This window comes from Arthrobacter sp. MMS24-S77, from assembly GCF_054888235.1.
In genome coordinates this window covers 2,375,081-2,399,842 of record NZ_JBTZRN010000001.1, presented here as the reverse complement: position 1 = coordinate 2,399,842, position 24,762 = coordinate 2,375,081, and the positions used below count along the sequence as shown (strand labels likewise).

Genomic DNA, 24,762 nt, shown 5'->3' with positions numbered 1-24,762 from the left:
GGCCGGTTACCCGCCCGCGGGCGCCGGTTCGCGCCTAGCGGGTGGTAATGCGGACGTGGAGGTCCTCGGCGGACGGCTCCCAGCTGGCGGGATCCGCGTCCACCTGTTCGCCGGTGCGGATGTCCTTCACTTGGTGCTTGCCGTCGTCGTCCGTGAACCAGACGAAAGGAATGCCGCGGCGATCAGCGAACTTGATCTGCTTGCCGAACTTCTCGGCCTTGGCCGCAACCTCGGTTGCGATCCCCCGCCCGCGCAGCTGGGCCGCGACGTCCTGGGCCGCGGACCAACTGTCGTCGTTGTTCAGGGCCACAAGCACTGCGGTGGGCACCGAGCGAGTCGCCGTCGCGAATTCCTGGCTCAGGATGCGGGAGACGAGGCGGGTCACGCCGATCGAGAGGCCAACGCCGGGGAACTTACGGTTGCCCTTGCTGGCGAGGGCGTCGTAGCGGCCGCCGGAACAGATGGAACCGAGTTGCTCGTGTCCCACCAGGACGGTTTCGACGACGGTCCCGGTGTAGTAGTCCAGGCCGCGGGCGATGCTGAGGTCGGCAACAACCTTGCCGGGGGCGCGCTGCACCGCAGCCTCAATGACTTGTTCGAGCTCGCTGAGTCCTTCTTCCAGCAGTTCGTCCGTAACACCGAGGGCGCGGACCTGGGCTACAAAGGAGGTGTCCTCCGTGCGAATGCTCGCGAGCTTCAAGGCAAGTGCCGCCTGCTCATCCGTGGCGCCAAGCTCGTTCTTGAGCAGTTCGGCGACTTTCGCGTCGCCGATCTTCTCAAGCTTGTCGATGCTGCGAAGCACCCCGGCGGTATCGGTGAGGCCGATGCCGCGGTAGAAGCCTTCAGCCAACTTGCGGTTGTTGATGCGCAGGCGGAAGTCCGGAATGGGAAGCGCACTCAGTGCTTCGGCGATCACGAGCGCAATCTCGACGTCGTAGCGGAACGGCAGTTCGCCGTCGCCCACGACGTCGATATCGGCTTGCGTGAACTCGCGGGCGCGGCCTTCCTGCGGACGCTCCCCCCTCCACACCTTCTGGATCTGGTAGCGGCGGAACGGGAAAGCGAGGTAACCCGCGTTCTCCACGACATAACGAGCGAACGGCACTGTGAGGTCGAAGTGGAGGGCCAACGCGTTGGGATCCGCCTTGTCCGACTTTCCGCCCTCGCCGGCATCCTCATCTTCCTGCAGGCGACTCAGGCCGTAGACCTCTTTGTCGATCTCGCCCTTGCGCAAGAGCTGGCCGACCGTTTCAACAGCACGGGTTTCGATGGATGAGAAACCGTGAAGTTCGAAGGTCTTGCGCAAGGTATCCAGCACATGCAGTTCCACCAACCGCTCCTGGGGAAGCCACTCGGGGAATCCGGACAGGGAGGCGGTACGAGCCATGGTGGAATTTTCTCCTCAATGATTGCGCGGGCCGGAGCTGCCTCAAAGAACCATGGGCCGATTCGGCTCAGGATGGGCGGACGTCCAGCCAGTCATGCATAAACTATGTGCGGCAGCCAGTTTATGCTTTCGGCGCCTGCACATCTAATGCAGGCGCTTAGCTTGGTTGCCTGCGATGGAAGCTTGTCCAGACAACCAGGAGGACTCTTGGCTACAAGGCCGCGGGACAACCGTGAAGCCAAACGGCGCATCAGGCAGATGGAAGCCAAGCGCGAGCTTCGGCGTGCGCAGGGCAAGCGGCGCCGCCGGGACAATGTGATCGCCGCCGGTGTGGGTGCCGCCGCACTGATCGCCGCCGTCGTACTTCAACTCACCGTGTTCAACTCGAACCCGAGCGAATCGGAGTTCGCAGCGGCGCAGGCCGGGCTGAGCTCGCCGTCGGCGTCACCTTCGGCCGCGGCCACGAACAGTGCGGACATTCCCAAAGCGGACACCGCGGCAGGCAAGACTTTCACTGGCCAACTGAGCCTCAACGGCGGAACTGTCGGAGTCGAACTGGACGGCACCACGGCTCCCCAGGCCGCCGCCGTGTACAAATCCCTCACGGACGCGGCTTACTACAGCGGGCTCAAGTGTCCTCGACTGACCACTAGTGACAACTTCGCGGTTCTGCAATGCGGTACCAAGGGCGCCAACACCACCGATGACCCCAACTTCCATTGGGGACCACTGGAGAACACGCCCGCCGACAACAAATACCCGGCCGGAACCATCGCCGTCGCACGAACGGGCAACAACGCCTACGGCAACGGGCATCAGTTCTTCATCGTGTACAAGGACACCGTCATTCCGCCGGATTCTGCCGGCGGGTACACGATCGTAGGCAAGGTGACGAGCGGCATGGATGTTGTGACGAAGATTGCCCAGGCGGGCATAAATCCGGGCACCAGCGCCACGGACGGCGCCCCTGTGGCACCTGTCACGATAGACTCGTTTTCTCTGAAGTAAACAGCCCGGACAACGGTCCACGGCGCCTTACCTTAGTAATCCCTCCAAGCGAAAGACTTTTAGCGGTGACAGACAGTCAGAAATCCGACGAAACTGCAGTAGTGGCCAACGAAGAAGAAATTCAGGCACCGGAAGCCGCCGAAACCGGCGTCGAATCAGCTGCTCCGGCAGACGAAGCCGCCGTGTCCGCCGAAACCGGCGTGGAACCCGCTGCTCCGGCAGACGAAGCCGCCGTGTCCGCCGAAACCGCCGTGGAACCCGCTGCTCCGGCAGACGAAGCCGCCGTGTCCGCCGAAACCAGCGTGGAACCCGCTGCTCCGGCAGAGGAAGCCGCTGTGTCCGCACCGAAGCCTCCTTCTCCGGCGCCACGTCCAGCCCCCTCGCACGCGCCGTCTCCGGCAGCTTTTGCTGCTCGTCCGAAGGCCGCAGCGAGCGTGATTCCGGCTGCCCCGGCTGCCCAACCCACCGCAGTGTCGCTCGCTGAGGCCGCCAAGTGGGGGCGCGCCGAGGGTGACGGGCACGTCTTCCTGACTATCGACGGCGAAGAGCAGCCGGTGGGACAGTACCCAGGCGTGAGCACTGACGAGGCGTTGGCCTACTTCGCCCGGAAGTACGAGGACGTCGTCGCGCAGATCGTCCTGATGGAACACCGTGTGGAGTCCAAGGCGCCGGCCACGGACATGCAGAAGACGGTGGACCACCTGCGCGAGCAGCTGGCTGAGCGCAACATGGTGGGCGACATCCGCACGGCGGAAACCCGACTCGACGCCTTGGCCGGACAGATTTCTGAACTGGAGAAGTCCGAGAAAGCCGCGCATGACGCCGCTCGCGCAGCCGAACTCGCCGCACGCGAAGCGATCGTTGCAGAAGCCGAATCCATTGCGTCCCAGGATCCGTCCCAGGTCCAGTGGAAGACGTCCAGCGCCCGGATGAACGAACTCTTCGAAAGCTGGAAGACGGCCCAGAAGAACGGCATCCGGCTTGGGCGCAGCAACGAGGACGCCCTTTGGAAGCGGTTCCGCTCGGCCCGCACGGTGTTTGACCGCCACCGCCGCGCCTACTTCTCCCAGTTGGACAGCACCAACTCGGCTGCAAAGGTTGCCAAGGAACAGCTGATTGTCGAGGCCGAAGCCCTCTCCAGCTCCACGGACTGGGGTTTCGCGGCCGGCGAATACCGCCGCCTCATGGACCAGTGGAAGGCTACGCCTCGCGCGAGCCGCAAGGACGACGACGCCCTCTGGCTACGCTTCCGCGCCGCCCAGGACGTCTTCTTCAGCAACCGCCAGGCCGCCAATGATGAGATTGACCAGCAGTACACGGCCAACCTTGCCGTCAAGGAAGAGCTGATCGCGGAGGCCCAAGCCTTGCTGCCGATCACGGATCTGAACGCCGCCAAGAAGGCCCTTCAGTCCGTCCGTGACCGCTGGGAAGAAGCCGGAAAGGTGCCCCGCGCCGACATGGGCAGGATTGAAGCCGGCCTGCGCAAGGTCGAGGACGCCGTCAGGGAAGCGGAAGACGACAAGTGGCGCCGAAGCAACCCGGAGACCAAGGCCCGCACCAACAGCGCCCTGTCACAGCTGGAAGCCGCCATCGCCGGACTGAAGGAAGACCTCGAAAAGGCGGAAAAGGCCGGGGATCAGCGCCGCATCAAGGTTGCCCGCGAAGCCCTTGAGGCCCGCGAGGCTTGGCTCGACCAGATCCAGCGCTCGGCCAGCGACCTCGCCTAGTAGCACAGCTTGAACCAACAGGCCCTGTTCCGGTTATCCACATAACCGGAACGGGGCCTGTTTTCGTTGCGGCAGCCACGCGATGATTGCTGAATGGCCTCCGGATTCCCTCCCCCGCAACAGCTGCAGGACTTCCCCGCCCAGGAGCTGTACGCGCCGAGCCCGCTGTTCACGTGGGCCGAGCTTCAATCAATGGCCGCCGACGGCGTGCTCACGCCGCTCTTCGAGAAAAGCTTTACCTCGCCTGGGCTGGCTGTCACGCCTCGGCTGCGCGCCCGCGCAGCCGCCTTGGTGGTTCCGGATCGCATCCGCCGGAAAGTCATTGCGGGCCGGATGACGGCGGCCTGGATCTACGGTTGCGCCGATGCCCCCGAGAGGCTCTCGCTCCTGGTGGATGCGAAACACCGTGTATCGAGCGTGCGCTCGGCTCGTGGCTGCATTCTGCACGAAGTCCGCTTGGGCCAACTGGATGTGGTCAGCATCGGAGGGCTGCTGGTGACCAGTCCGCTGCGGACGGCCGTGGACGTGGCCTTGCATGTCGAAGCGGACAGGGCCCTGCCAGCCCTACGAATGCTGCTGTCCCAGGATGAACTCGGCGTCCGCCTGCGGCTCCTGACCCTCGCCGTGGAGGCGTCCCCGAGGGTCCCCCACAAGAAGTCCGCGCTGCGCAAGCTCGCTGCGCTATCGCTTGAGCCTGGGACGCTCCCACCCGAGCCGGCGGCCTAAGTTCTACGGTTCAGCTTCTCCGGCGGTTGCCCGTGGTCCTGTAAACATCGAAGACGCCATCGATTCTGCGCACGGCACTGAGTACATGGTGCAAGTACTTCGGATCTCCCATTTCGAAGGCGAAGCGGGAGATGGCCACACGATCGCTGGAGGTATGCACGGAAGCCGCCAGAATGTTGACATGGTTCTCCGAGAGCACGCGGGTGACATCCGAGAGCAACGACTTCCGGTCCAGTGCTTCCACCTGGATTTCAACCAGGAAGACGCTGGACTGGGTGGGAGCCCATTCGACTTCGACGATGCGGTCCGGCTGGTCGCGGAGATCCGAGACGTTCGTACAGTCCGTGCGGTGCACCGACACGCCCGAGCCGCGGGTCACGAAGCCCAGGATCGGATCAGGCGGGACAGGCGTACAACAGCGGGCCAGCTTGACCCAGACATCCCCGACTCCCCGGACAATGACGCCGGAGTCCGAGTACTTCGTCTTCTGAAGTTGCGAGGGAATGCTGACTTCGTCCAAGTCCTCATCGGGCGTTTCATGGCCACCAAGGTGCTCCATGAGCTTTTCCATGACGGACTGGGCCGAGGTGTGCCCATCACCTACGCCGGCGTAGAGGCCCGAAATATCAACGTAGTGGAATTCCTCTGCCACTGTGGACAGGGCGTCATGCGTCATGAGGCGCTGCAGGGGCAGGTTCTGCTTGCGCATGGCCCGCGTGAGCTGGTCCTTGCCGCGATCGATGGCCTCTTCGCGGCGTTCCTTGCTGAACCATTGCCGGATCTTATTGCGGGCCCGCGCGCTCTTGACGAAATGCTGCCAGTCCTGGCTCGGACCTGCGCCCTCGGCCTTGGAAGTGAAAATCTCCACCCAGTCGCCATGATTGAGTTCGCTGTTGAGCGGCACGAGCTTTCCGTTGACACGCGCGCCGATGGTCCTGTGCCCCACCTCGGTATGGACTGCGTAAGCGAAGTCCACCGGCGTGGAGCCTGCGGGAAGGGCCATGACCTCGCCCTTGGGGGTGAAAACGAACACCTCACGGGCATTGATCTCAAAACGCAGGGAATCCAGGAACTCGCCTGGATCCGACGTTTCCTGCTGCCAGTCGACCAGGGAACGCAACCAGCCCATGTCGCCGTCTTTGGGGCTTCCCGGGCCTACAGCTGTCCGGTTGGGCTGGTCCTTGTACTTCCAGTGAGCCGCCACGCCATACTCGGCACGACGATGCATCTCGTGCGTACGAATCTGTATCTCGACGGGCTTGCCGCCGGGCCCGATGACAGTGGTGTGCAAGGACTGGTACATATTGAACTTCGGCATGGCAATGTAGTCCTTGAACCGCCCAGGCAGGGGGTTCCAGCGCGAATGCAAGGTGCCAAGAGCTGCGTAACAATCACGGACGGAGTCCACCAGGACACGCACGCCCATGAGGTCGTTGATGTCGTCGAAGTCCTTGTCCCGGACAATCATCTTTTGGTAGATCGAGTAATAGTGCTTGGGCCGGCCGGTGATGGTTGCCTTGATCCGGGCAACGCGAAGGTCTTCGGCAATCTGGTTGCGGATGACGCTCAAGCTCTTCTCGCGCTCCGGAGTGCGGTCCCCCACCATCCGTACAATCTCCTCGTACACCTTCGGGTACAAGGCGGCGAACGAAAGGTCCTCGAGTTCCCACTTGATGGTGTTCATGCCGAGGCGGTGGGCCAGGGGCGCAAAGATCTCGAGCGTTTCACGCGCTTTGCGGGCAGACGATTCAGCGGAAACGAATCGCCACGTGCGTGCGTTGTGCAGGCGGTCCGCGAGCTTGATCATCAGCACGCGGATATCCTTGGCCATGGCCACGACCATCTTGCGGACAGTCTCGGACTGCGCGGCCTCACCGAATTGAACCTTGTCCAGCTTGGTGACGCCGTCCACGAGCATCGCGACCTCGGGGCCGAAGTCACGTGTCAAGTCAGCGAGGGTGTAAGGAGTGTCCTCCACAGTGTCGTGCAAGAGTGCAGCGGCCAGAGTGGTGCCGGTGAGCCCGAGTTCGGCCAGGATCGTGGCCACTGCCACGGGGTGGGTGATGTACGGATCACCGCTCTTGCGCTTCTGCCCTTGATGGCTGCGCTCGGCTACGGTGAAGGCCCGTTGGATGAGGTCGAGGTCTTCCTTGGGGTTGTTCGCCCTGACTGTCCGCAGAAGCGGTTCCAGGATGGGCGAATAGGTGCTCGCGCCGCGTCCTGTCAGCTTCGCCAGCCTGGAGCGCGTCCGTTCGCGCCGTCCGGGAAACGTCGGGCGCACGCCTGGACTGTCCACGGGGACACCGCCCGAGGTGCTGCCCGTAGCTGCAGAAGCGGTACCGGTCACGCGGCTCAGGCCGTCCTCCCCGCCCGCCGGTGGCGCCGACGTCGTACGTTCCTCCACAAAAGCACCTCTCACGACTGACTTAATTCTCCCAGTCTATTCCCGCTGGTGACCTGTCCAAGAACCGGTACCCACATGACGGAGGCAGCAACGCAAAGGGCCGGCACCGCAATTCAGCGGTGACCGGCCCTTTCCAAGGAACCAAGCCTAGACGGGAGCCGTTTCCGAGCTTGAGCTGGCGGCCGCCGCGCGTCGGTTCGCGACCTTCTTGGCCTGCTTCTGGAGCTCCGGTTCGCTCTGCCGCAGCCACGCGTAGAGCGGTGCCGCGATGAAGATCGTGGCAGCAGTACCGATCAGGATGCCGACGAACAGCGCCAGGGAGAGGTCACGCAGTGTTCCCGCTCCCAGCAGCCCGGCACCAATGAAGAGAATCGCGGCGACAGGGAGTACCGCCACCATCATGGTGTTGATGGAGCGCACCAAGGTCTGGTTGACGGCAAGGTTGACCTCCTCGGCAAAAGTGCGCCGGCTGGAGGTGGCGATGTCCGAGGTGTTTTCACGGATCTTGTCGAAAACCACCACGGTGTCATAGAGGGAGTAGCTGAGAACCGTCAGGAAGCCGATGATCGCCGACGGCGTCACCTCGAAATCGCTCAAGGAGTAGACGCCTGCCGTGGTGAACATCGTGACCAGCATGCCGGCAAGAGCGGAAACGGACATCTTCCAGGTACGGAAGTACAAAGCCATCAAAAGAGCTGCCAAGCCCACGAACACCCCGAGGCCAATCAAGGCTTGCTTGGTAACGTCCTGGCCCCAGGTGGGGCCAATGAAGGTTGAGGTAACCTCGTTGTCGGTGACGCCGTAGGCTGTCGCCAGGCCAGCCTTGATCTTGATGGTCTCGTTATCGCTGAGTTTGTCCGTCTGGATCCGCATGGTGTTGCCAGCGACGTTCGCGACGCGCGGGATCGCGCTCGAAACAACACTGTGAACAGTCTTTTCACCGACTCCGGGATCCGTCGTCTTGACGTTGGAAACCGTGAACTCGGAGCCGCCCCGGAAATCGATCCCCAGGTTGTAACCGCCCTTGACCACGGGCAGGAGGATGGAAATCGCCACTGCTACTGCGGCGATGATGAACCAGATCTTCTTGCTCGAGACGAAGTTGTAGGAGCGCTTGCCCGTGTAGAGCTCATTGCCAAATTTAGCGAAGCTCGTGGTCATTACTTCTCCTCCTTGGTGCCGTTGGAAGAACCAGCCAGCTGCGCCTGCTTTTCGGCAAGCCGGCGTTCGGCGATGGTCATGCGGCGCTCGGCTTCTGCCGCGGCACCCGTGTTGCGGGCGCGCACGACGGCGGGCTTTTCCGTCGGTGTCCGGAGCCTGCCCGCGCCGCGGTACAGCGGCACGGCGCCAAGGCGCTCAGGGTCCAGGCCGGAGAAGCGGTGGCCTTCGCCGAAGAACTTGGTCCGGGCCAGCACCTGAAGGGTCGGGTGCGTGAACATGAACACGACCAGGAGGTCTGCCAACGCAGTGAGGCCGAGGGTGAAGGCAAAGCCGCGAACGTTTCCAACAGCAACGAAGTACAGAACCAAGGCTGCGAGCAGGTTGACTGCCTTGGAGGCCAGTACGGTTCGCTTGGCGCGCTTCCAACCATTCTCGACGGCCGACACGAGGCCCTTGCCTTCACGCAGTTCGTCACGAATGCGTTCGAAATACACAATGAACGAGTCGGCGGTCTGGCCGATCGCCACGATCAGGCCCGCCACACCGGCAAGCGAGAGGCGGTAGTTTTCCGTCCAGCCAAGAATCGCGATGGCAAGGTAGGTAAGTCCGCCCGCCACCACGAGGGAAGCGATAGTGACGAAGCCCAGGGCCCGGTACTGGAAGAGCGAGTAGACCACCACGAGCAAGAGGCCGATCACACCGGCCATGAGTCCCAGTCGCAATTGATCGCCACCGAGGGTAGCGGAGATCTGCTCTTCTGACTGGATGTCGAAGCTGATGGGAAGGGCACCGTACCGCAACTGGTCCGCCAGTGCCTTTGCGGATGCTTCGGTGAAGTTACCGGTGATTTGCGGCTTGCCGTCAGTGATAACGGCAAGGGCACGGGGCGCGGAGATGACCTGGTCATCCAGGACGATGGCGAACTGGGCCTTGGGGTCATTGCCACCCTGCGCCTGGGATGCCACGTAGAACTGGTTAAGCCTTTGCGTGACGTCTTTGAAGGTCTTGGTGGCGTTGGCGTCGAACGTGATGGTCACGCCCCAGGCGTTAGTGACGGAGCCCTGGGCGCCCTGAACGGGATCGAACGAGGACGAGACGATGTCCTGGCCCTTCACTTCAACCGGACCAAGGATGTACTTGATGGCAGGGGTCGTGGCTGTTGCGGGCTCGCACGTCACCAACGGCTTGGCGGGATCGGACCGGGGCTGCTTGTCCTGGGCCGGATTGGCGCAGTCCAAGGCTTCGAACGCCTTGTAGACATCCGCAGTCACCCAGTTGGTGTCACTCGCGTTGGTCGGCGCAGCGGTGGGCTTGGGCAGGCTTGCATCCGGCGTCCGCGATGCCACGGGAACAGCCGCAGGGTCGCCCGCGGTGATGACGGGACGGAAGTTCATGTCCGCCGAGGCCTGGATCAGGGCGCGGGTTTCCGAACTGGGCGTGCCGGGGAGGCTGACAACCACGTTTCGGCCGGACTGCGTGGTGATTTCCGCTTCGGCAACGCCTGAGCTGTCAACGCGCTGGCGAATGATCGCCACAGCCTGGTTCAACTGTTCTTCGTTGATTCCCGAGGAACCCTCGACCTTTGGCGCGAGGATCATTTGAGTGCCGCCCTCAAGGTCGAGCGCGAGCTTTGGTGCCCAGCTTGCATGACCGGTGATAACGCCGCCACCGAGGACTGCTGTCAGTACAGCGAATATTGCGACAAGCCAGATCAGCACCCTGCGGGCTGCATTTTTGTGGCCGGTTCGTGCCATGTTCGATCTTCCTGTTGATGACGGAACAGCCGCCGACGTGCACTGGTGAGCGCAGGCCGGCGGCGATTCATTGCCGTAGGACTATTCCCGCTGGTGAAGCGGGTACGGGCTAGCTGTCCTTCTTGCCCTCGTCGTTGAGGCGCTTGAGGGTTTCCTCCGGGGTCTCCGTGGACGCCGATGCATCGGCATCTGCGGCCGTCAGCGACGACGCGTCGTCCGGTACGTCAACCGAGGCCTCCTCGACGGGCTCAACAATCTTGGTGACGGCCTGGCGGTGCACCGTGGCGAGGTTGCCCGGAGACAGTTCAAGGACAACTTTGTTCTCAGCGTCGTCCATCGAGACGATCCGGCCGAACAGTCCGAAACTGGTCATGACGTCAACGCCGGGGGCGAACTGGGACTGCAGCTTGGCCTGCTGTTGCTGCGTCTTCTTGTTGCGGCGGAACATCATGAAGATGAAGACGCCAAGCATGGCAAACAGCAGGATTGTCATTGGATCCACAGGGAAGTTCCGTTCTTTACTTACGTTTTTGGTTTCACGGCTATGTCTGCCCGGTGGATCCGACGGCCGTGGAGCTTTCCCCCACTTGGCCGCACAATGCTCCGACGGGCGGGCACAGAACCAAGGACTCGAACGTGCCGAGTGTCATACCAGTCTAGAGGCTTAAGCTGAATGGATCGTGCTAGCGGCCGGTCTCGATGCTTTCTGCCTCATTTTCGCTGTCCTCGAACAGCGCCAGCGGGTCCTGCCCGAACACTCCCGCCGGCACCGCATATCCAAGGTGCGTCCATGCTGACGCCATGGCGATCCTGCCGCGCGGCGTCCGCCCCAAAAGGCCTTCGCGCACCAGGTACGGCTCAGCGACCGTCTCGACGGTTTCCGGCTCTTCCCCGACGGCGATCGCAAGGGTGGACAGCCCCACGGGACCACCGTTGAACTTGAGGATCAGCGCCTCCAGCACTGCGCGGTCCAAGCGGTCCAATCCACGCTGGTCCACCTCATACATGTCGAGCGCGGCGGAGGCGGCACGGGCATCGATCTGTTCGATGCCGTGGACCAAAGCCCAGTCCCGGACACGGCGCAGAAGCCGGTTGGCGATACGCGGAGTTCCGCGGGAACGGCCCGCGATCTCGCTGAACCCGGCCGAGTTGACCTTGAGATCAAGCAGTCCGGCCGAGCGGCGCAGAACCAGTTCGAGCTCCGCTACGGAATAGAACTCCAGGTGCCCGGTAAAACCAAAGCGGTCACGCAGCGGTCCGGGCAGCAGTCCGGCTCTCGTGGTTGCCCCGACGAGGGTGAAGGGCGGCAACTCAAGCGGAATGGCAGTTGCGCCCGCACCCTTGCCTACCACGATGTCCACCCGGAAATCTTCCATGGCCATGTACAGCATTTCCTCTGCGGGCCGGGACATCCGGTGGATTTCATCAAGGAAGAGCACTTCGCCTTCAGAAAGCGAGGAGAGGATGGCCGCGAGGTCTCCGGCGTGCTGGATGGCCGGGCCGCTGCTGATACGCAAGGGAGCGTTCATCTCGGCCGCGATGATCATGGAGAGCGTGGTCTTGCCCAGCCCTGGAGGGCCCGAAAGCAGGACGTGGTCCGCGCTCCGACCACGCATCCTGGAGGCTTCCAGCACGAGCGAGAGTTGCTTGCGGACGCGGTGCTGGCCTACGAAGTCGTGCAGGTTCTTCGGGCGCAGCGCGGCCTCGATGACGCGCTCTTCGGGTTCCTCTCCCCCGGTAACGAAGGACTGTTCAGCCACGGCTGCCTACCCGGTTTCCGGCGCGGGCCCCGTCCTGCCCAAGCCAGCGCAGGGTTGCGCGCAGGATCTGGGCGACGTTGCCGGCGTCGGCAAGTTCCGGGGAATCGGCCATTGCTTTGTCGATGCTGCCGGCGGCGTCCTTCTCCGACCAGCCGAGGCTCGTCATGGCCGCGACCACCTGCGGCTTCCACACGGACTCGGCCGCGACGGAGGGGGCTGCCCCGGGCGCGGTGCCGTGAGGTACGAGTTTCCCCGCAAGCTCCAGGACGATCCTGCCTGCCACCTTCGGCCCGATACCGGGGACCTTGGTGAATGACTTGGCGTCACCTGAATGCGCGGCCACCCGGATCGCTTCGGGCTCATGGACGGCCAGGACCGCGAGGGCCAGCCGCGGCCCCACCCCGCTCACACTGAGCAGGACATCGAAGACTTCCCGTTCGTCATCGTTCGAGAAACCAAAGAGCGTCAGTGAGTCCTCCCGGACGATCAACGAAGTGAACAGCTTCGCTTCCTCGCCGACATGCAGGTGGCTGAGCGTTTGGGGCGTGGCGTAAACACTCATTCCGGCACCGTTGAGATCGATGACGGCCGTGGAGAGACTGACGTGTGCCACGGTTCCGCGGAGAAAACTGATCAAGACCCGGCTCCTGAAGTACTGCCCGTGCGTTGGTGCGCGGCGGGCTATCCGAACATATCTACGAATACCCTAGCAAGGGCCGGCGACAATTAGCGGGCGCGGCGCGCTTTCGCCTCGGCTTCAGCCCACGCCCGCTGGGCGGGCGTCAATGCGCTGCTACCTGGCCCGGTGGTAGCAACTGCGGCACCGCTGCCGGCCCGCCACGCGTGGGTGACAGCGAGGGCCAACGCGTCCGCGGCGTCGGCCGGGCGGGGCGGGGCGTCAAGACGAAGGATTTTGGTGATGAGTTTCGTCACGGCTTCCTTGTTGGAGGTGCCGCTTCCGGTGACGGCAGCTTTGACCTCCGACGGCGTGTGGAGCGCCACCGGGATGCCGCGCCGCGCAGCGGCCGCGATGACCACGCCGGACGCCTGGGCGACGCCCATGACCGTGCTGACGTTCAACTGGGAGAAAACCCGTTCGACCGCAAGCACGTCGGGTTTGTACAGGTCCAGCCATTCATCGATGGCCTTGGCGATGACCAGCAGGCGCTGGTCCAATGATTGCTCCGGGGAGGTTCCCACGACGCAGACGGCCACCATGGTGGCGCGGCGGTTCCGTTCGACGTCGACTACTCCGATGCCGCAACGGGTGAGGCCCGGATCGACTCCCAATACGCGAAGAGTCAAGTCCGGGCCTCCCTGTTTGTTGTCAGGCTATGTCGCAAAAGGCACTACTCGGCTTCGAGCGCAGCCTGGACTTCCTCGCTCATGTCCGCGTTGGTGTACACGTTCTGGACGTCGTCGAGATCCTCGAGGGCGTCGACGAGCTTCATGAACTTCTTGGCGCCGTCGAGGTCCAGCGGCACCTGCATGGACGGGACGAATTCAGCTTCGTCCGTCTCGTATTCGATGCCGGCTTCCTTGAGGGCTTCGCGGATTGCGGGGAGATCGGTGGGCTCCGAGTGGATTTCCCAGGTGTCGCCGTTGTCCTTGACTTCCTCGGCACCGGCGTCGAGCACGGCCATGAGGATGTCGTCTTCGCTGAGACCGTTCTTGGGCAGGTTGACGACGCCCTTGCGGGTGAAGAGGTAGCTCACGGAGCCGGGGTCGGCAATGGTGCCGCCGTTGCGGGAAATGGCGAGCCGGACCTCGGAGGCGGCACGGTTCTTGTTGTCCGTGAGGCACTCGATCAGGAGGGCGGAACCCTGCGGACCGCGAGCTTCATACATGATCTCCGTGTAATCGACGACTTCGCCGGTCAGGCCGGCTCCGCGCTTGATGGCGCGGTCGATGTTGTCAGCGGGGACCGACGTCTTCTTGGCCTTGGTGACAGCCAGTTCCAGGCTGGGGTTGCCCGCAAGGTCCGGGCCGCCCATGCGGGCAGCGACTTCGATGTTCTTGATCAGCTTGGCGAACGACTTGGCTCTGCGGCTATCGAGGATGGCCTTCTTGTGCTTGGTCGTCGCCCATTTGGAGTGGCCTGACATGCTTTAAACTTCCCCTCTGATCATTCGAATAAACAGTTCATGCACGCGCTTCTCCCCAGTCACTTCCGGGTGGAAGGAGGTGGCCAGCAACCGACCTGAGCGCACTGCAACAATTCTAGCCAACCCGTGCAAAGTGTCCGTGTGGGTGGCTTTGCCCGGTTCCACCTGGGCAAGGATTTCGACGCCGGGACCAACGCGTTCCACCCACGGTCCGCGGATGAACACTGCGTGGACCGGATCAACTCCAGACTCCCCGGCACTGAACTCAAGACCCTTGAAGTCAAGGTCAGTCTCAAAGGACTCGCGCTGCCGGCCGAAGGCGTTGCGGCGGACCGTGATGTCCAGTCCGCCGAAGGTTTGCTGGGGGTTCCCGGCGAGGTCGGTAGCCGGGTCCGCGATGTCGTCCGCGAGCAGGATCATGCCGGCGCAGGAACCGTAAACCGGCAAACCGGATGCGATCTGCTTGCGGATGGGATCGGCAAGTTCAAAGATGCGCGCCAATTTGTCGATGGTGGTGGATTCGCCGCCGGGAATAATGAGGCCGTCAATGTCGTCGAGCTCTGCCGGACGCCGGATGCCGACGCCGGTGGCACCGGCCGCTTCGACAGCGTGGAGGTGCTCACGGAAATCGCCTTGTAAGGCGAGGACGCCGATGCGCAGGCCGGAGCCCACGCTTGATGACGCCTCGGAAGGGGGGTTGGTCATTCGACCATCATAGTGCGCCGCTGATGCCAGGCTTGCCCCGGAGGCCCCATCCCAGGCGGGCGGCACGTGGTCCATGCCCCAACTGGGATATATTACAGAGCATGTTTTCGTTCACCGTTCCACTCGGCAAGCTGGTCCGCGCTGTGTCCAGGCTTCGCGGCGGGGGTTCGGCTTTGCCTGGCCTCGTGGTCGAGAAGATCGACCCGGGTTTCATGCAACGGACGCTATCCTCGCTCCCCCATGGCGTGGCTGTGGTGAGCGGGACCAATGGCAAGACGACCACCACCAAAATGGTGGTGGAACTGCTTGAAAGCCAAGGCCTGAAGGTCTTCACCAACCGTACGGGCAGCAACTTCACCCGCGGCGTGGCAGCCGCCCTCCTGGGTGAGGTGGACTGGCGCGGCAAGCTGGACGCCGACGTCGCGGTATTGGAACTTGACGAGGCACATGCCGTGCACTTCGTGAACAAGGTACCGCCGCGCTATTGCCTCCTCCTGAACGTTCTTCGCGACCAGCTGGACCGCTTCGGCGAAATCGACACGACCGCGTTGCTTCTTCAGAGGATCGCCGAAAGAACCACGGGAACCGTCGTTCTGAACCGCGAGGATCCGCGCGTCGCCCGGATCGCGGCGACCATTGCTGGTCCCGAAGTGCTCTACTTCGGTTTGGACGAATCGCTCCGCAGCACCTTCCCGAACGACGACGACATGCGCACCGCGACGCCGGGAACCGGCACCAAAAGTGACGTTCCCGCCGTCGAAACAGCCGACGTCGTGCTCCGACGGGTCGGTGCCGACGACGCGGACTTCGAGTTCGACGGCGAACGGGTCACCACCCACATGAAGCTCCGCGGCGTCTACAACATCTTCAATGCCGCCGCCGCGCTGGTGCTCGCACGGAGCATCACCGGGGCAAGCGGCAAGCCAGGCGACGCCGCGAAGCTGGTCAGGGCCCTCTCTGAGGTCGCTCCGGCGTTCGGCCGCGGAGAAAGCCTGGTGGTGGACGGCCAGCCCCTCGAGTTGGTGCTGGTGAAGAATCCCAGCGGCTTCCGGCTCGGCCTGAAGTCCTTCCCGGCGAAGGGCTACGCGTCCATGATCGCCATCAACGACAACTATGCCGACGGCCGCGACATGTCCTGGCTGTGGGACGTTGAATTCGAGTCCCTCCGCGAGGACGGCGTGGACGTCCTCACCGGCGTCCGAGCGTACGACATGGCCTTGCGGCTTCAGTACGACGAAGTCCGTTTTGGCTCCGTGAACACAGACATCCCCGCGGCCTTGGGTGAATTCATCCGGGGGTCGGCAGGCAAGCCGAAGCGGGTTTTCTGCACTTATACTGCGATGCTGGCCATCCGGCGTGAACTCTCCAAAATCACCACAGTGGAGGTGGTCTCATGACCCCGGCCGAAGACACCGCACAACACGCAAACAAGGGCACCATACGGGTACTGCAGTTGTATCCCCGTGCAATGAACATCTACGGGGACTGGGGCAACTCCCTCGTCCTGCGCCAGCGGCTGCTCTGGCACGGCTACACGCCCGAGCTCCTCGAGTACAACGTGGGCGACGACTTCCCAGAGGATGTTGACATCATTGTCGGCGGCGGTGGACAGGACAGCGGCCAGATCGTCATCAAGGACGACCTCCAGGCACGCGGCGACCAGCTCCGCGGGATGGCGGAGGACGGAACGCCCATGCTGGTCATTTGCGGGCTCTACCAGCTTTTCGGCAAGTTCTTCAAGACGAAGGCCGGCCCGGTCATCCCGGGGATAGGCATCCTGGATGTCGAAACCGTCGGCAGCGATGAGCGGCTCATCGGCAACGTCACGCTCACCTCACCTGAGTTCGGCGAAATCCTAGGCTACGAAAACCACAGCGGACAGACCTCTCTGGGCCCCGGCGTCGAGCCCCTCGGCACCGTGTCAAAGGGCGCCGGCAACAACAGCAAAGACGGCCATGAAGGTGCCCGGCACCGCAACGTCGTTGCCAGTTACCTGCACGGATCCCTGTTGCCAAAGAATCCTGCCATCGCCGATTTCCTGATCCGCACCGCCGTCGAACGCAAATACGGAAGCTTTGTTCCGGGGACGCCCGACGACGACTTTGCCCGCCTGGCGCGCGAACACGCGGCACGGCGCCCGCGCTAGCCGCACACCCGGCGAATGGGCCGGGCAGCGTAGCTATTTCTCTTTGGTGATGAGGAGTTCGTGCGCTCCGGCTGCTGCCGCGCCCATGGACTCGACCACCGTCTTTGTGCGCGCCCGTGTTTCCGCGTCGGCGGCGGGAGTGGCACAACCGCCCTGTGGTGCGTCGCTGGCCACCGAGCACCATCGGTACGGATTTCGCACGATGACCGAAGGCGCCCACGCGAGGTCCGAGGCAGTCCATTTGCCGCCCTGATCCTGACTGAACTGCGCCCTCACCAGCAAGCCCTCATTGTTGACGACATACCAAGGCGACAACTCCGTCACCCCATTGCCGAGGCCGTACACGATCCACGTTCCCTTGTACTTTTCGATAGGCAGCACCGAATGCGTGTGGTGCCCGTAGATCATAGTGAACTGCCCGCTGTCTACCAAGGCGTGCGCCACGTCCTGCTGCTGGGCGTTGGCTTGGCTCGCATACTCATCACCGGCATGCATGACGCCAAGGACGATGTCTGCACCTATGGAACGAGCCTTCTTGGCCTTTTCGATCATGACAGCGGGGTCGAGCATGTCCACTTGCCAGTCATATGCTGGAACCTGGCCGTTGAGCCCGTACGCCCCGGCAATCACCGCGACAGTGGCAGCATCAGTCTTCAGGAGCAGGATGCCTTGGGAGTCCGCCTGCGTACGGTACGAGCCGGTGTGCTTCAGGCCTGCCGCGTCCAGTGCGTCGAGGGTCCGGACGACCCCTGCTGTTCCTCGGTCGATCGTGTGGTTACTGGCCGAGGTGCACGCCTGGTATCCCACCGCTTTGGAAGCTGTGGTGATCTGCGGCGGGACGTTGAAAGACGGGTAGGCCGAGAATGGGCCCTGCGGGACGGCAACGGGAGTTTCCAAGTGGCAGATGGCCAAATCGCTTTGTTTGATGTATCTCCGTTGGCCCTCGAGAAGCGGGCCAAAATCATAGCCTGTCCCGCCTGCGGCGATGGCATCCTGCTTCGCTTGCTGCCAGAGCTGGGCGTGCACCAGCATGTCCCCGGTGACCAGAACGGAAGTGCAGCGGAGCGCGACGCACTCGGGCCCCTTGCCGGGTGTCGGCGTCGGGGTCGGTGTCGGGGTGGAAGCGGGAGTCGCGGAGCTCATCGGCGTCTGAGCGGCGCTGGATTTCCTGGCGTCGACCTCGGCAATGACGCCGCACCCCACGGCCACGGTGAGCAAGGCGGCCGAGGCCGCAGCTAATGCTGCCAAACGCTTGCGGGTGGATGCGGCCATGGCCCCTATGCTACGACGGCGGGCGGCCGGAATCGCGCAGGACATCGTTGTGAACCGGGGCCCTGCATGAAAGGGTTGCTTGATGACGAACCCTCTCTTGGAGCCGAGTAACCTTCCCTTCGGATTGCCACCCTTCGCAAAGATCCAGGACAGCCACTACGCGGAGGCGGTGGACGCGGGCCTTGCCGAGCACGTGGCCGAGATCCGATCGATCGTGGACAACCCGGAGCCGGCGTCCTTCGACAACACTGCCGTGGCCATGGAACGGTCCGGCCGTCTGCTGGAACGGGCAGCAGCAGCCTTTTTCACTTTGGTGTCCGCCCATGCTTCCGAGGCCATCCAAGAGCTCGAGACGGAGCTGTCTCCGCGTTTCGCGGCCCATCAGGATGCCGTCTACCTGAACAGGGACCTGTACGAGCGGTTCGCAGCCATTGACACGTCAGGGCTCGATGACGAGTCCGTCCGACTCGTGCAGGAGTACCTCAGGGAATTCCGCCAGTCCGGAATTCAGCTTGATCCCGACGATCAGGAGAAGCTCAAGGACCTCAATGCGGAGCTGTCCCGTTTGGGCACGGAGTACGGCCAGCGCGTCAAGGAAGCCATGAAGGCCGCCGCTCTCTTGCTGGATGATGCCGCGGACCTGGCCGGCTTGCCGGCGAGCGAAATCGCCAGCGCTGCCGAAGCAGCACGCACTGCCGGACATGAGGGAAAATACCTCCTGACCCTCATACAACCGAGCAACCAGCCTGCATTGGCTTCCTTGGAGAACCGCGCACTGCGCCGCCGTTTGTATGAGGCATCCATCGCGAGGGGCAGCGACGGCGGCAGCCTGGACGTCTTGGAACTGGCGAAGTCGATGGTTCGCTTGAGGGCTGAGAAGGCGGCCCTTCTCGGCTTCGGGAACTACGCCGAACTAGTCATCGACCGGCAGACTGCACCTGATTTTGAGGCCGTACAGGCGATGCTCAACCGGCTCGCCCCTGCCGCAATCCGCAACGCCGACGCCGAAGCCGCCGCACTGGCGCAGAGCGCAGGGCACCCGCTGGAAGCCTGGGACTGGGCGTACTACTCCGCCAAGGTCAGGCGGGAGCGCTATGCAGTGGACGAGCAGCTTCTCAGGCCATATTTCGAATTGGACCGCGTACTGGTGGATGGAGTGTTCTTCGCAGCCACGAGTCTCTTCGGCATTACTTTCCATGAGCGCAAAGACCTCAAGGGATACCACCCCGACGTCCGCGTCTGGGAGGTGCGAAACGAGGACGGCTCTGAGCTCGGCCTTTTCCTGGGCGACTACTACTCCCGGAACTCCAAGCGCGGCGGGGCCTGGATGAACTCGCTCGTCGAACAGTCAGCATTACTGGGTACCAAGCCAGTGGCGATCAACAACCTGAACATCTCCAAACCGCCTGCCGGAGAACCGACCCTGCTCACCTTGGACGAAGTCCGTACCACTTTCCACGAGTTCGGGCATGCCCTGCACGGACTCTTCTCCAACGTCACGTACCCGCGGTTCTCCGGAACCTCGGTCCCCCGGGATTTTGTCGAGTACCCGTCCCAGGTCAACGAGATGTGGATCATGTGGCCCGAGATTATCGGCAACTATGCCCGGCACTACGCCACCGGCGAACCGCTCCCCCAAGACATCATCGATCGCCTCAACGAGTCCCGGCTCTGGGGCGAAGGTTTCGCCACCACCGAGTATCTCGGCGCCGCACTGCTGGACCTGGCCTGGCACGTGCTTGAAGTCGAAGGCGTTCCACAGGATGCGCAGGACTTCGAGGCCAAGGCACTGGCCGCGGCCGGTGTGGCCCACTCCCTCATACCGCCCCGGTACCGCACGGGGTACTTCCAGCACATCTTCGCCGGTGACTTCTACGCAGCCGGGTACTACTCCTACATCTGGAGTGAGGTGCTGGACGCGGAAACGGTGGACTGGTTCACCGAAAACGGCGGACTCCTGCGCAAGAACGGCGAGCGATTCCGCGTGGAACTGCTCTCCCGGGGCAACAGCCGGGATCCGCTGGAGTCCTTCCGCACGCTCCGGGGACACGATGCCTCCCTGGAACCCCTCCTCAAGCGCCGCGGGCTGGACTAACCCCGGCCCAACTAGCTCGCAGTTGTTGTCGTTATGGAGCCGCAAAACGACATTAACTGCGAGTCAGTTGGGTTAACGCGCGACGCCGGTCGGTCACCACGAAAGGTGACCGACCGGCGTCGTACTTAGCGGCAGCGCAAGGCGATGGACGGTGTAATCCGGCAGCGCGCGTAAAAGGGCCCCCGCCCCAGGTCGCCGCAAAGCCGCGGCAGCGGGCGCGGGGAATAGCGCGCAGAGGATCAGCGCCGTCCGGCGCGCCAACAGAGCGCGCCGGCTTAACTAAGACCTACCAGCCGCGCTCGGCGAGGCGGTGGGGTTCGGGGATTTCCTCGACGTTGATGCCCACCATGGCTTCGCCCAGGCCGCGGGAGACCTTGGCGATGACGTCGGGGTCATCGAAGAAGGTGGTGGCCTTCACGACGGCGGCGGCACGCTGGGCCGGGTTGCCGGACTTGAAGATGCCCGAACCGACGAACACGCCGTCCGCGCCGAGCTGCATCATCATGGCAGCGTCGGCCGGGGTGGCGATGCCGCCGGCGGTGAACAGCACCACGGGGAGCTTGCCGGTGGCGGCGACTTCCTTGACCAGTTCGTACGGTGCCTGCAGCTCCTTGGCCGCGACGTACAGTTCGTCCTCCGGCAGCGTGGAGAGGCGGAGGATCTCGGCGCGGATCTGGCGCATGTGGGTGGTGGCGTTGGAGACGTCGCCGGTGCCGGCCTCGCCCTTGGAACGGATCATGGCCGCGCCCTCGTTGATGCGGCGCAGGGCCTCGCCCAGGTTGGTGGCACCGCAGACGAAGGGAACCGTGAAGTTCCACTTGTCGATGTGGTGGGTGTAATCGGCCGGGGTCAGGACCTCGGACTCGTCGATGTAGTCGACGCCCAGGGACTGCAGGACCTGGGCTTCGACGAAGTGGCCGATGCGGGCCTTGGCCATGACGGGGATGGACACGGCGGCAATGATCTGGTCGATCATGTCCGGGTCCGACATGCGGGACACGCCGCCCTGGGCGCGGATGTCCGCGGGAACGCGTTCAAGCGCCATCACGGCCACGGCACCGGCATCTTCGGCGATGCGGGCCTGCTCGACGTTGACGACGTCCATGATGACGCCGCCCTTGAGCATCTCGGCCATGCCGCGCTTGACGCGGCTGCTGCCCGTAACGCTGGCTGCGGACGAACCGGCTTCGTTGCTTACATCAGGTGTAGACACAAAAACCCCTATGGGTAGATAGAAGACCTTGGCCGGGGCGCAGGCGGACAGGGGGCCATACACAGCGCACACCGGATTTCCAGGTCACATTGACCAAGTAAGTTCAATACTAGTCCCCTGCGCTGGGCCCGTCGTACTTGATTACCCGTCACGGACCACGCAGTTCCGAAGAGCAGAGAGGCACCGCGCACCGGGTCGCGCCGGTAACCTCCGGGAGCAGATCGCAAGCTAGCTGGGCTAAATTGTCAGACCCTCGTGACAGGGTTTATTCATGGAAGGCATCGGTCAACTCGTGGCACCTTGGGCAGCCCCGCCCGCTGGCGGGATTGCGGCGCTGGGACGTCTTTCCCGCCGCCTGAAGCCCGTTCCTGCCCGGCATGCCAGGCTTCAGAACCCGGCTGCTGCCGTGCCGTCGCCCGCACATGACCTTGACCAGGCAGCAGCGGCGGTCCATGCGCTTCGTTCAGCTGCTGTCTCTGACGCCCGGTTGTTTGGTTTCTCTGATGCGGCGGAGTTCGCTGGCAAGGTCGAGGAGATCTCCCGGACGGTGGAGTTTTTGCAGATCGTTGCGGCCGAGGCCGTGGAGCGGACGCGGCGCGAAGCCCAGGCCGCTCGGCAGTCATCCCCGACGCTGGGGTGGAGGACGGGCTGGACCGAGCCCACGACAGCCGAGCCCGCGGCAACGGCATCCGACCCGGACGTTCCGGAGGCCACTGACGTCCCGGCCTCGGCTCCTGCCGCCAGCGCTACGGAAGTAGCTGACGCGATCGACGACGGTTACCGGAACGCGGCCGAATTCCTGCGCGCCAGGCTGCGGATCGGCATCGGCGAAGCCCGGCGCCGGCTGACCCTGGCCGCCGGAGTACTCCCGCAGACCGGAATCGCCGGACAAGACCTACCTGCACGCCACGAAGTCCTCGCCGCGGCCCTTTCCTCTGCAGGAGTGCCGTCCCGTTCGGCCACGATCATCAGCATGGCCCTGGATCAGGTACGGCACCTCGCCGATACGGACACCGCCCGGCGGATGGAACACTCCCTCACCCGAACCGCAATTGAGAGCGATCCCGATTTCGTGTCCCGGATGGCCAAGCGCTGGGTCGATGCCATCGACCAGGACGGAGCCGAACCCGGCGAGGAAGAACTCCGCCACCGCCAGGGTGCATTCATCCGCAAAGCCCGCCGCGGCCTGCACCACCTGGAAATCTTCGCCACCGCGGAACAATTCGAAACCCTCGCCACCGTCATGAACACCGCCACCAACCCGCGTCTCCAGCACGACCCTGACGGACCGCCGGATACCGATCCAGGGGACGCTGATTCAGGCGGGAACACCGGCGGCGGCACCGGAGGGTCTTTGGAGCACGACGTCGTCGCTCGTCCGCCGCTGGATCGCCGCTCGCGGGCGCAGAAGCTGCTCGACGGGCTCGTCGGCGCCTGCGGAGTGGCCCTGTCCACCGGTGAGCTGCCCTCCACCGGTGGCCTCCGGCCGCAGGTGATGGTGACCATCGACTACCGAGACCTGCTGGACCGCGTCGAACACCACGCCCCCACTACCGCGAATCCTCGTCCGAGCACCGGTGCCTCCACGTTCCAGGGCCCGATCCACCCCTCGGTCATCCGCAAGATCGCCTGCGACGCGGACATCATTCCCGTCCTGCTCGGCAGCGACAGCCGCGTCCTGGACATCGGCCGCACAACCAGGGTGTTCCCGCCCCACATCCGCAAAGCCATCATCGCCCGCGACCAAGGCTGCGCCTTCCCCGACTGCACCATCCCCGCACCCTGGTGCGAAGCCCACCACATCACCTACTGGTCCCACGGCGGCACCACCGGAACCGACAACGGCACCTTATTGTGCAGCCACCACCACCACGTCATCCACAAAGAACACTGGACCATCACCATGGAAACCGGCACCGCATGGTTCAAACCCCCACCCCACGTCGATCCCCGCCAAACACCCAGACGCAACCACCACTTCAGACCCACCAGGACATAAACCCGCCCAGGACACGAAACGCTTGTACACGACAGGACGATCCCACCGCCTAGGCGGGCGTCCCGCCGTCGACGTCTGCCATGGCCTGTTCGCGGACAGCTGCCATCCTCTGGACCACCGTGACGCCTGTCGCCGCCGCGAGCACGACGAGGGTCACGAGCAACACGACCGGAGGTAGACCCAAGCCGGTCAGGCCCGTGACGAGCAGCACCGAGATAAGCCGCTCCGCGCGCTCGGCGATGCCCACATTGGCGTAGAAGCCTAGTGATTCAGCCTTGGCGCGGGCGTACGAAACCACCATCCCGAGCACTAGGCAGGCCAGAGACGCTATGGCAATCGCGCTGTTCCCGCCCCCCGTGAAGAACCAGATTGCGACGCCGGCGAAAATGGCGCCGTCCGCCAGCCGGTCCAGCGTGGAGTCGAGAAAGTTTCCCCAGGGGCCGCTGCGTCCCTGTTCCCTCGCCATGATGCCGTCAACGACGTCGGACAGCGCGAAAACGGCGATCAGCAGGGAACCCCACCAGAGCTGGCCCAAGGGGTAGAGAATCAGGGCGCCGAGCACTACGCCGGCGGTCCCGACGACGGTAACGGCGTCGGGCGAGACCCCCACCTTGAGTAGGAATCGGGCAAGGGGTGAGAACAGCCCGGTGAAAAACCCGCGCGCATGCCGATTAAGCATCCGTCTCCCCGGGCGCGTCCGACTCTCCTGGCCAAGCGTCGGCCACTTGCTGGCGGACCTCGTCAAGGGTCTGGGTGATGGCCTTCGTCTGAGCGATGATCGGGAAGAAATTTCCGTCCCCGCCCCAGCGCGGAACCACATGCTGGTGCAGGTGGGCTGCGATTCCCGCACCTCCGGCCACGCCCTGGTTTATGCCCAGGTTGAAGCCACCAGGGTTGGCCACCTTGCGCAGCACCCGCATTGCGGTCTGCGTGAGCTCCGCCATCTCCGCCGTTTCCTCCACGGTGATGTCGGTGTAGTCCGGCACATGCCGGTACGGGCACACGAGCAAGTGACCCGGGTTGTACGGGAACAGGTTGAGCACCACGTAACAGGTCCTGCCGCGGTGCACGATGAGGGATTCCTCGTCCGTGCGACTTGGAGCTACGCAGAACGGGCAGTCGTCCTGGTTCTTGAACTGGTTCGGCCCGCCTTTGATGTATGCCATGCGGTGGGGAGTCCACAGGCGCTGGAAGGCGTCGGGAACGCCCGCCAGGCCGAAGTCGTCGGTTACTTCGGCATCGCCCGGATAGTCAGCTGTCACGCCTGTGTTCTCCTGCACTGTTTTGCGCCTCGGCGTTG

General features: G+C 63.8%; 21 protein-coding genes. 7 read left to right on the top strand and 14 right to left on the bottom strand.

Annotated elements, in window-relative coordinates; genetic code table 11:
• Positions 1-34 precede the first annotated feature (34 nt).
• A complete protein-coding gene (gene hisS, locus ACX5I4_RS10965; RefSeq protein ID WP_461836690.1) occupies positions 35-1,387 on the bottom strand; it encodes a histidine--tRNA ligase in 1,353 nt (450 codons plus the stop codon).
• A gap of 207 nt (positions 1,388-1,594) precedes the next feature.
• Here hisS and ACX5I4_RS10960 point away from each other — a divergent pair, with 207 nt between their 5' ends.
• The 3 genes from ACX5I4_RS10960 to ACX5I4_RS10950 all read left to right on the top strand — a co-directional run bounded on the left by ACX5I4_RS10960 (position 1,595) and on the right by ACX5I4_RS10950 (position 4,848).
• On the top strand, positions 1,595-2,395 hold the full coding sequence (locus tag ACX5I4_RS10960) for a peptidylprolyl isomerase (protein WP_461836689.1): 801 nt from the start codon (positions 1,595-1,597) through the stop codon (positions 2,393-2,395).
• A 65-nt stretch (positions 2,396-2,460) separates the two neighbouring features.
• Positions 2,461-4,122 (top strand): DUF349 domain-containing protein, encoded by a 1,662-nt coding sequence (locus tag ACX5I4_RS10955; RefSeq protein WP_461836688.1) that lies wholly within the window; start codon positions 2,461-2,463, stop codon positions 4,120-4,122.
• 93 nt (positions 4,123-4,215) lie between these two features.
• The gene (locus ACX5I4_RS10950; protein ID WP_461836687.1) at positions 4,216-4,848 is read left to right on the top strand and encodes a hypothetical protein; all 633 of its coding nucleotides are present in this window, start codon (positions 4,216-4,218) and stop codon (positions 4,846-4,848) included.
• Positions 4,849-4,858: 10 nt separating this feature from the next.
• Here ACX5I4_RS10950 and ACX5I4_RS10945 read toward each other — a convergent pair whose 3' ends face one another.
• The 9 genes from ACX5I4_RS10945 to pdxT all read right to left on the bottom strand — a co-directional run bounded on the left by ACX5I4_RS10945 (position 4,859) and on the right by pdxT (position 14,737).
• Positions 4,859-7,252 carry a RelA/SpoT family protein gene (locus tag ACX5I4_RS10945; RefSeq protein WP_461836686.1) on the bottom strand — a complete coding sequence of 798 codons (2,394 nt, stop codon included), beginning with the start codon at positions 7,250-7,252 and terminating at the stop codon, positions 4,859-4,861.
• Between the two features lie 147 nt (positions 7,253-7,399).
• Complete coding sequence (gene secF, locus ACX5I4_RS10940) at positions 7,400-8,413, bottom strand: protein translocase subunit SecF (protein ID WP_461836685.1); 1,014 nt, start codon at positions 8,411-8,413, stop codon at positions 7,400-7,402.
• Complete coding sequence (gene secD, locus ACX5I4_RS10935) at positions 8,413-10,167, bottom strand: protein translocase subunit SecD (RefSeq protein WP_461836684.1); 1,755 nt, start codon at positions 10,165-10,167, stop codon at positions 8,413-8,415. Before secD ends, secF begins: the two co-directional genes overlap by 1 nt.
• A 109-nt stretch (positions 10,168-10,276) precedes the next feature.
• Positions 10,277-10,660: a preprotein translocase subunit YajC gene (gene yajC, locus ACX5I4_RS10930; protein ID WP_461838697.1), complete on the bottom strand. Its 384-nt coding sequence runs from the start codon at positions 10,658-10,660 to the stop codon at positions 10,277-10,279.
• A 190-nt stretch (positions 10,661-10,850) separates the two neighbouring features.
• Positions 10,851-11,927, bottom strand: a complete 1,077-nt coding sequence (gene ruvB, locus ACX5I4_RS10925) for a Holliday junction branch migration DNA helicase RuvB (RefSeq protein WP_461836683.1) — start codon at positions 11,925-11,927, stop codon at positions 10,851-10,853.
• Complete coding sequence (gene ruvA, locus ACX5I4_RS10920; protein ID WP_461836682.1) at positions 11,920-12,564, bottom strand: Holliday junction branch migration protein RuvA; 645 nt, start codon at positions 12,562-12,564, stop codon at positions 11,920-11,922. Before ruvA ends, ruvB begins: the two co-directional genes overlap by 8 nt.
• Before the next feature lie 89 nt (positions 12,565-12,653).
• Positions 12,654-13,232: a crossover junction endodeoxyribonuclease RuvC gene (gene ruvC / locus ACX5I4_RS10915; protein ID WP_078108969.1), complete on the bottom strand. Its 579-nt coding sequence runs from the start codon at positions 13,230-13,232 to the stop codon at positions 12,654-12,656.
• A gap of 44 nt (positions 13,233-13,276) precedes the next feature.
• Positions 13,277-14,032 (bottom strand): YebC/PmpR family DNA-binding transcriptional regulator, encoded by a 756-nt coding sequence (locus ACX5I4_RS10910; protein WP_284754939.1) that lies wholly within the window; start codon positions 14,030-14,032, stop codon positions 13,277-13,279.
• A gap of 3 nt (positions 14,033-14,035) precedes the next feature.
• Complete coding sequence (gene pdxT / locus ACX5I4_RS10905; RefSeq protein ID WP_461836681.1) at positions 14,036-14,737, bottom strand: pyridoxal 5'-phosphate synthase glutaminase subunit PdxT; 702 nt, start codon at positions 14,735-14,737, stop codon at positions 14,036-14,038.
• Between the two features lie 101 nt (positions 14,738-14,838).
• On the opposite strand from pdxT, the gene ACX5I4_RS10900 reads away from it, so the two are divergent.
• Complete coding sequence (locus ACX5I4_RS10900) at positions 14,839-16,134, top strand: DUF1727 domain-containing protein (RefSeq protein ID WP_461836680.1); 1,296 nt, start codon at positions 14,839-14,841, stop codon at positions 16,132-16,134.
• A complete protein-coding gene (locus ACX5I4_RS10895) occupies positions 16,131-16,883 on the top strand; it encodes a type 1 glutamine amidotransferase (protein ID WP_461836679.1) in 753 nt (250 codons plus the stop codon). The genes ACX5I4_RS10900 and ACX5I4_RS10895 overlap by 4 nt, the downstream gene beginning before the upstream one ends.
• Positions 16,884-16,916: 33 nt before the next feature.
• Here the strand turns inward: ACX5I4_RS10895 and ACX5I4_RS10890 are convergent, their stop codons facing one another.
• Entirely contained in the window at positions 16,917-18,155 is a 1,239-nt protein-coding gene (locus tag ACX5I4_RS10890; RefSeq protein ID WP_461836678.1) for a CapA family protein, read from the bottom strand.
• 82 nt (positions 18,156-18,237) lie between these two features.
• Here ACX5I4_RS10890 and ACX5I4_RS10885 point away from each other — a divergent pair, with 82 nt between their 5' ends.
• Complete coding sequence (locus ACX5I4_RS10885; protein WP_461836677.1) at positions 18,238-20,250, top strand: M3 family metallopeptidase; 2,013 nt, start codon at positions 18,238-18,240, stop codon at positions 20,248-20,250.
• A gap of 286 nt (positions 20,251-20,536) precedes the next feature.
• Here the strand turns inward: ACX5I4_RS10885 and pdxS are convergent, their stop codons facing one another.
• Complete coding sequence (pdxS, locus tag ACX5I4_RS10880; RefSeq protein ID WP_441438258.1) at positions 20,537-21,463, bottom strand: pyridoxal 5'-phosphate synthase lyase subunit PdxS; 927 nt, start codon at positions 21,461-21,463, stop codon at positions 20,537-20,539.
• 271 nt (positions 21,464-21,734) lie between these two features.
• Here pdxS and ACX5I4_RS10875 point away from each other — a divergent pair, with 271 nt between their 5' ends.
• Positions 21,735-23,462 (top strand): HNH endonuclease signature motif containing protein, encoded by a 1,728-nt coding sequence (locus tag ACX5I4_RS10875; RefSeq protein ID WP_461836676.1) that lies wholly within the window; start codon positions 21,735-21,737, stop codon positions 23,460-23,462.
• 49 nt (positions 23,463-23,511) lie between these two features.
• On the opposite strand, the gene pgsA is transcribed toward ACX5I4_RS10875, so the two are convergent.
• Entirely contained in the window at positions 23,512-24,141 is a 630-nt protein-coding gene (pgsA, locus tag ACX5I4_RS10870) for a phosphatidylinositol phosphate synthase (protein ID WP_461836675.1), read from the bottom strand.
• A complete protein-coding gene (locus tag ACX5I4_RS10865; protein WP_461836674.1) occupies positions 24,134-24,742 on the bottom strand; it encodes an HIT family protein in 609 nt (202 codons plus the stop codon). The genes pgsA and ACX5I4_RS10865 overlap by 8 nt, the downstream gene beginning before the upstream one ends.
• Positions 24,743-24,762 lie beyond the last annotated feature (20 nt).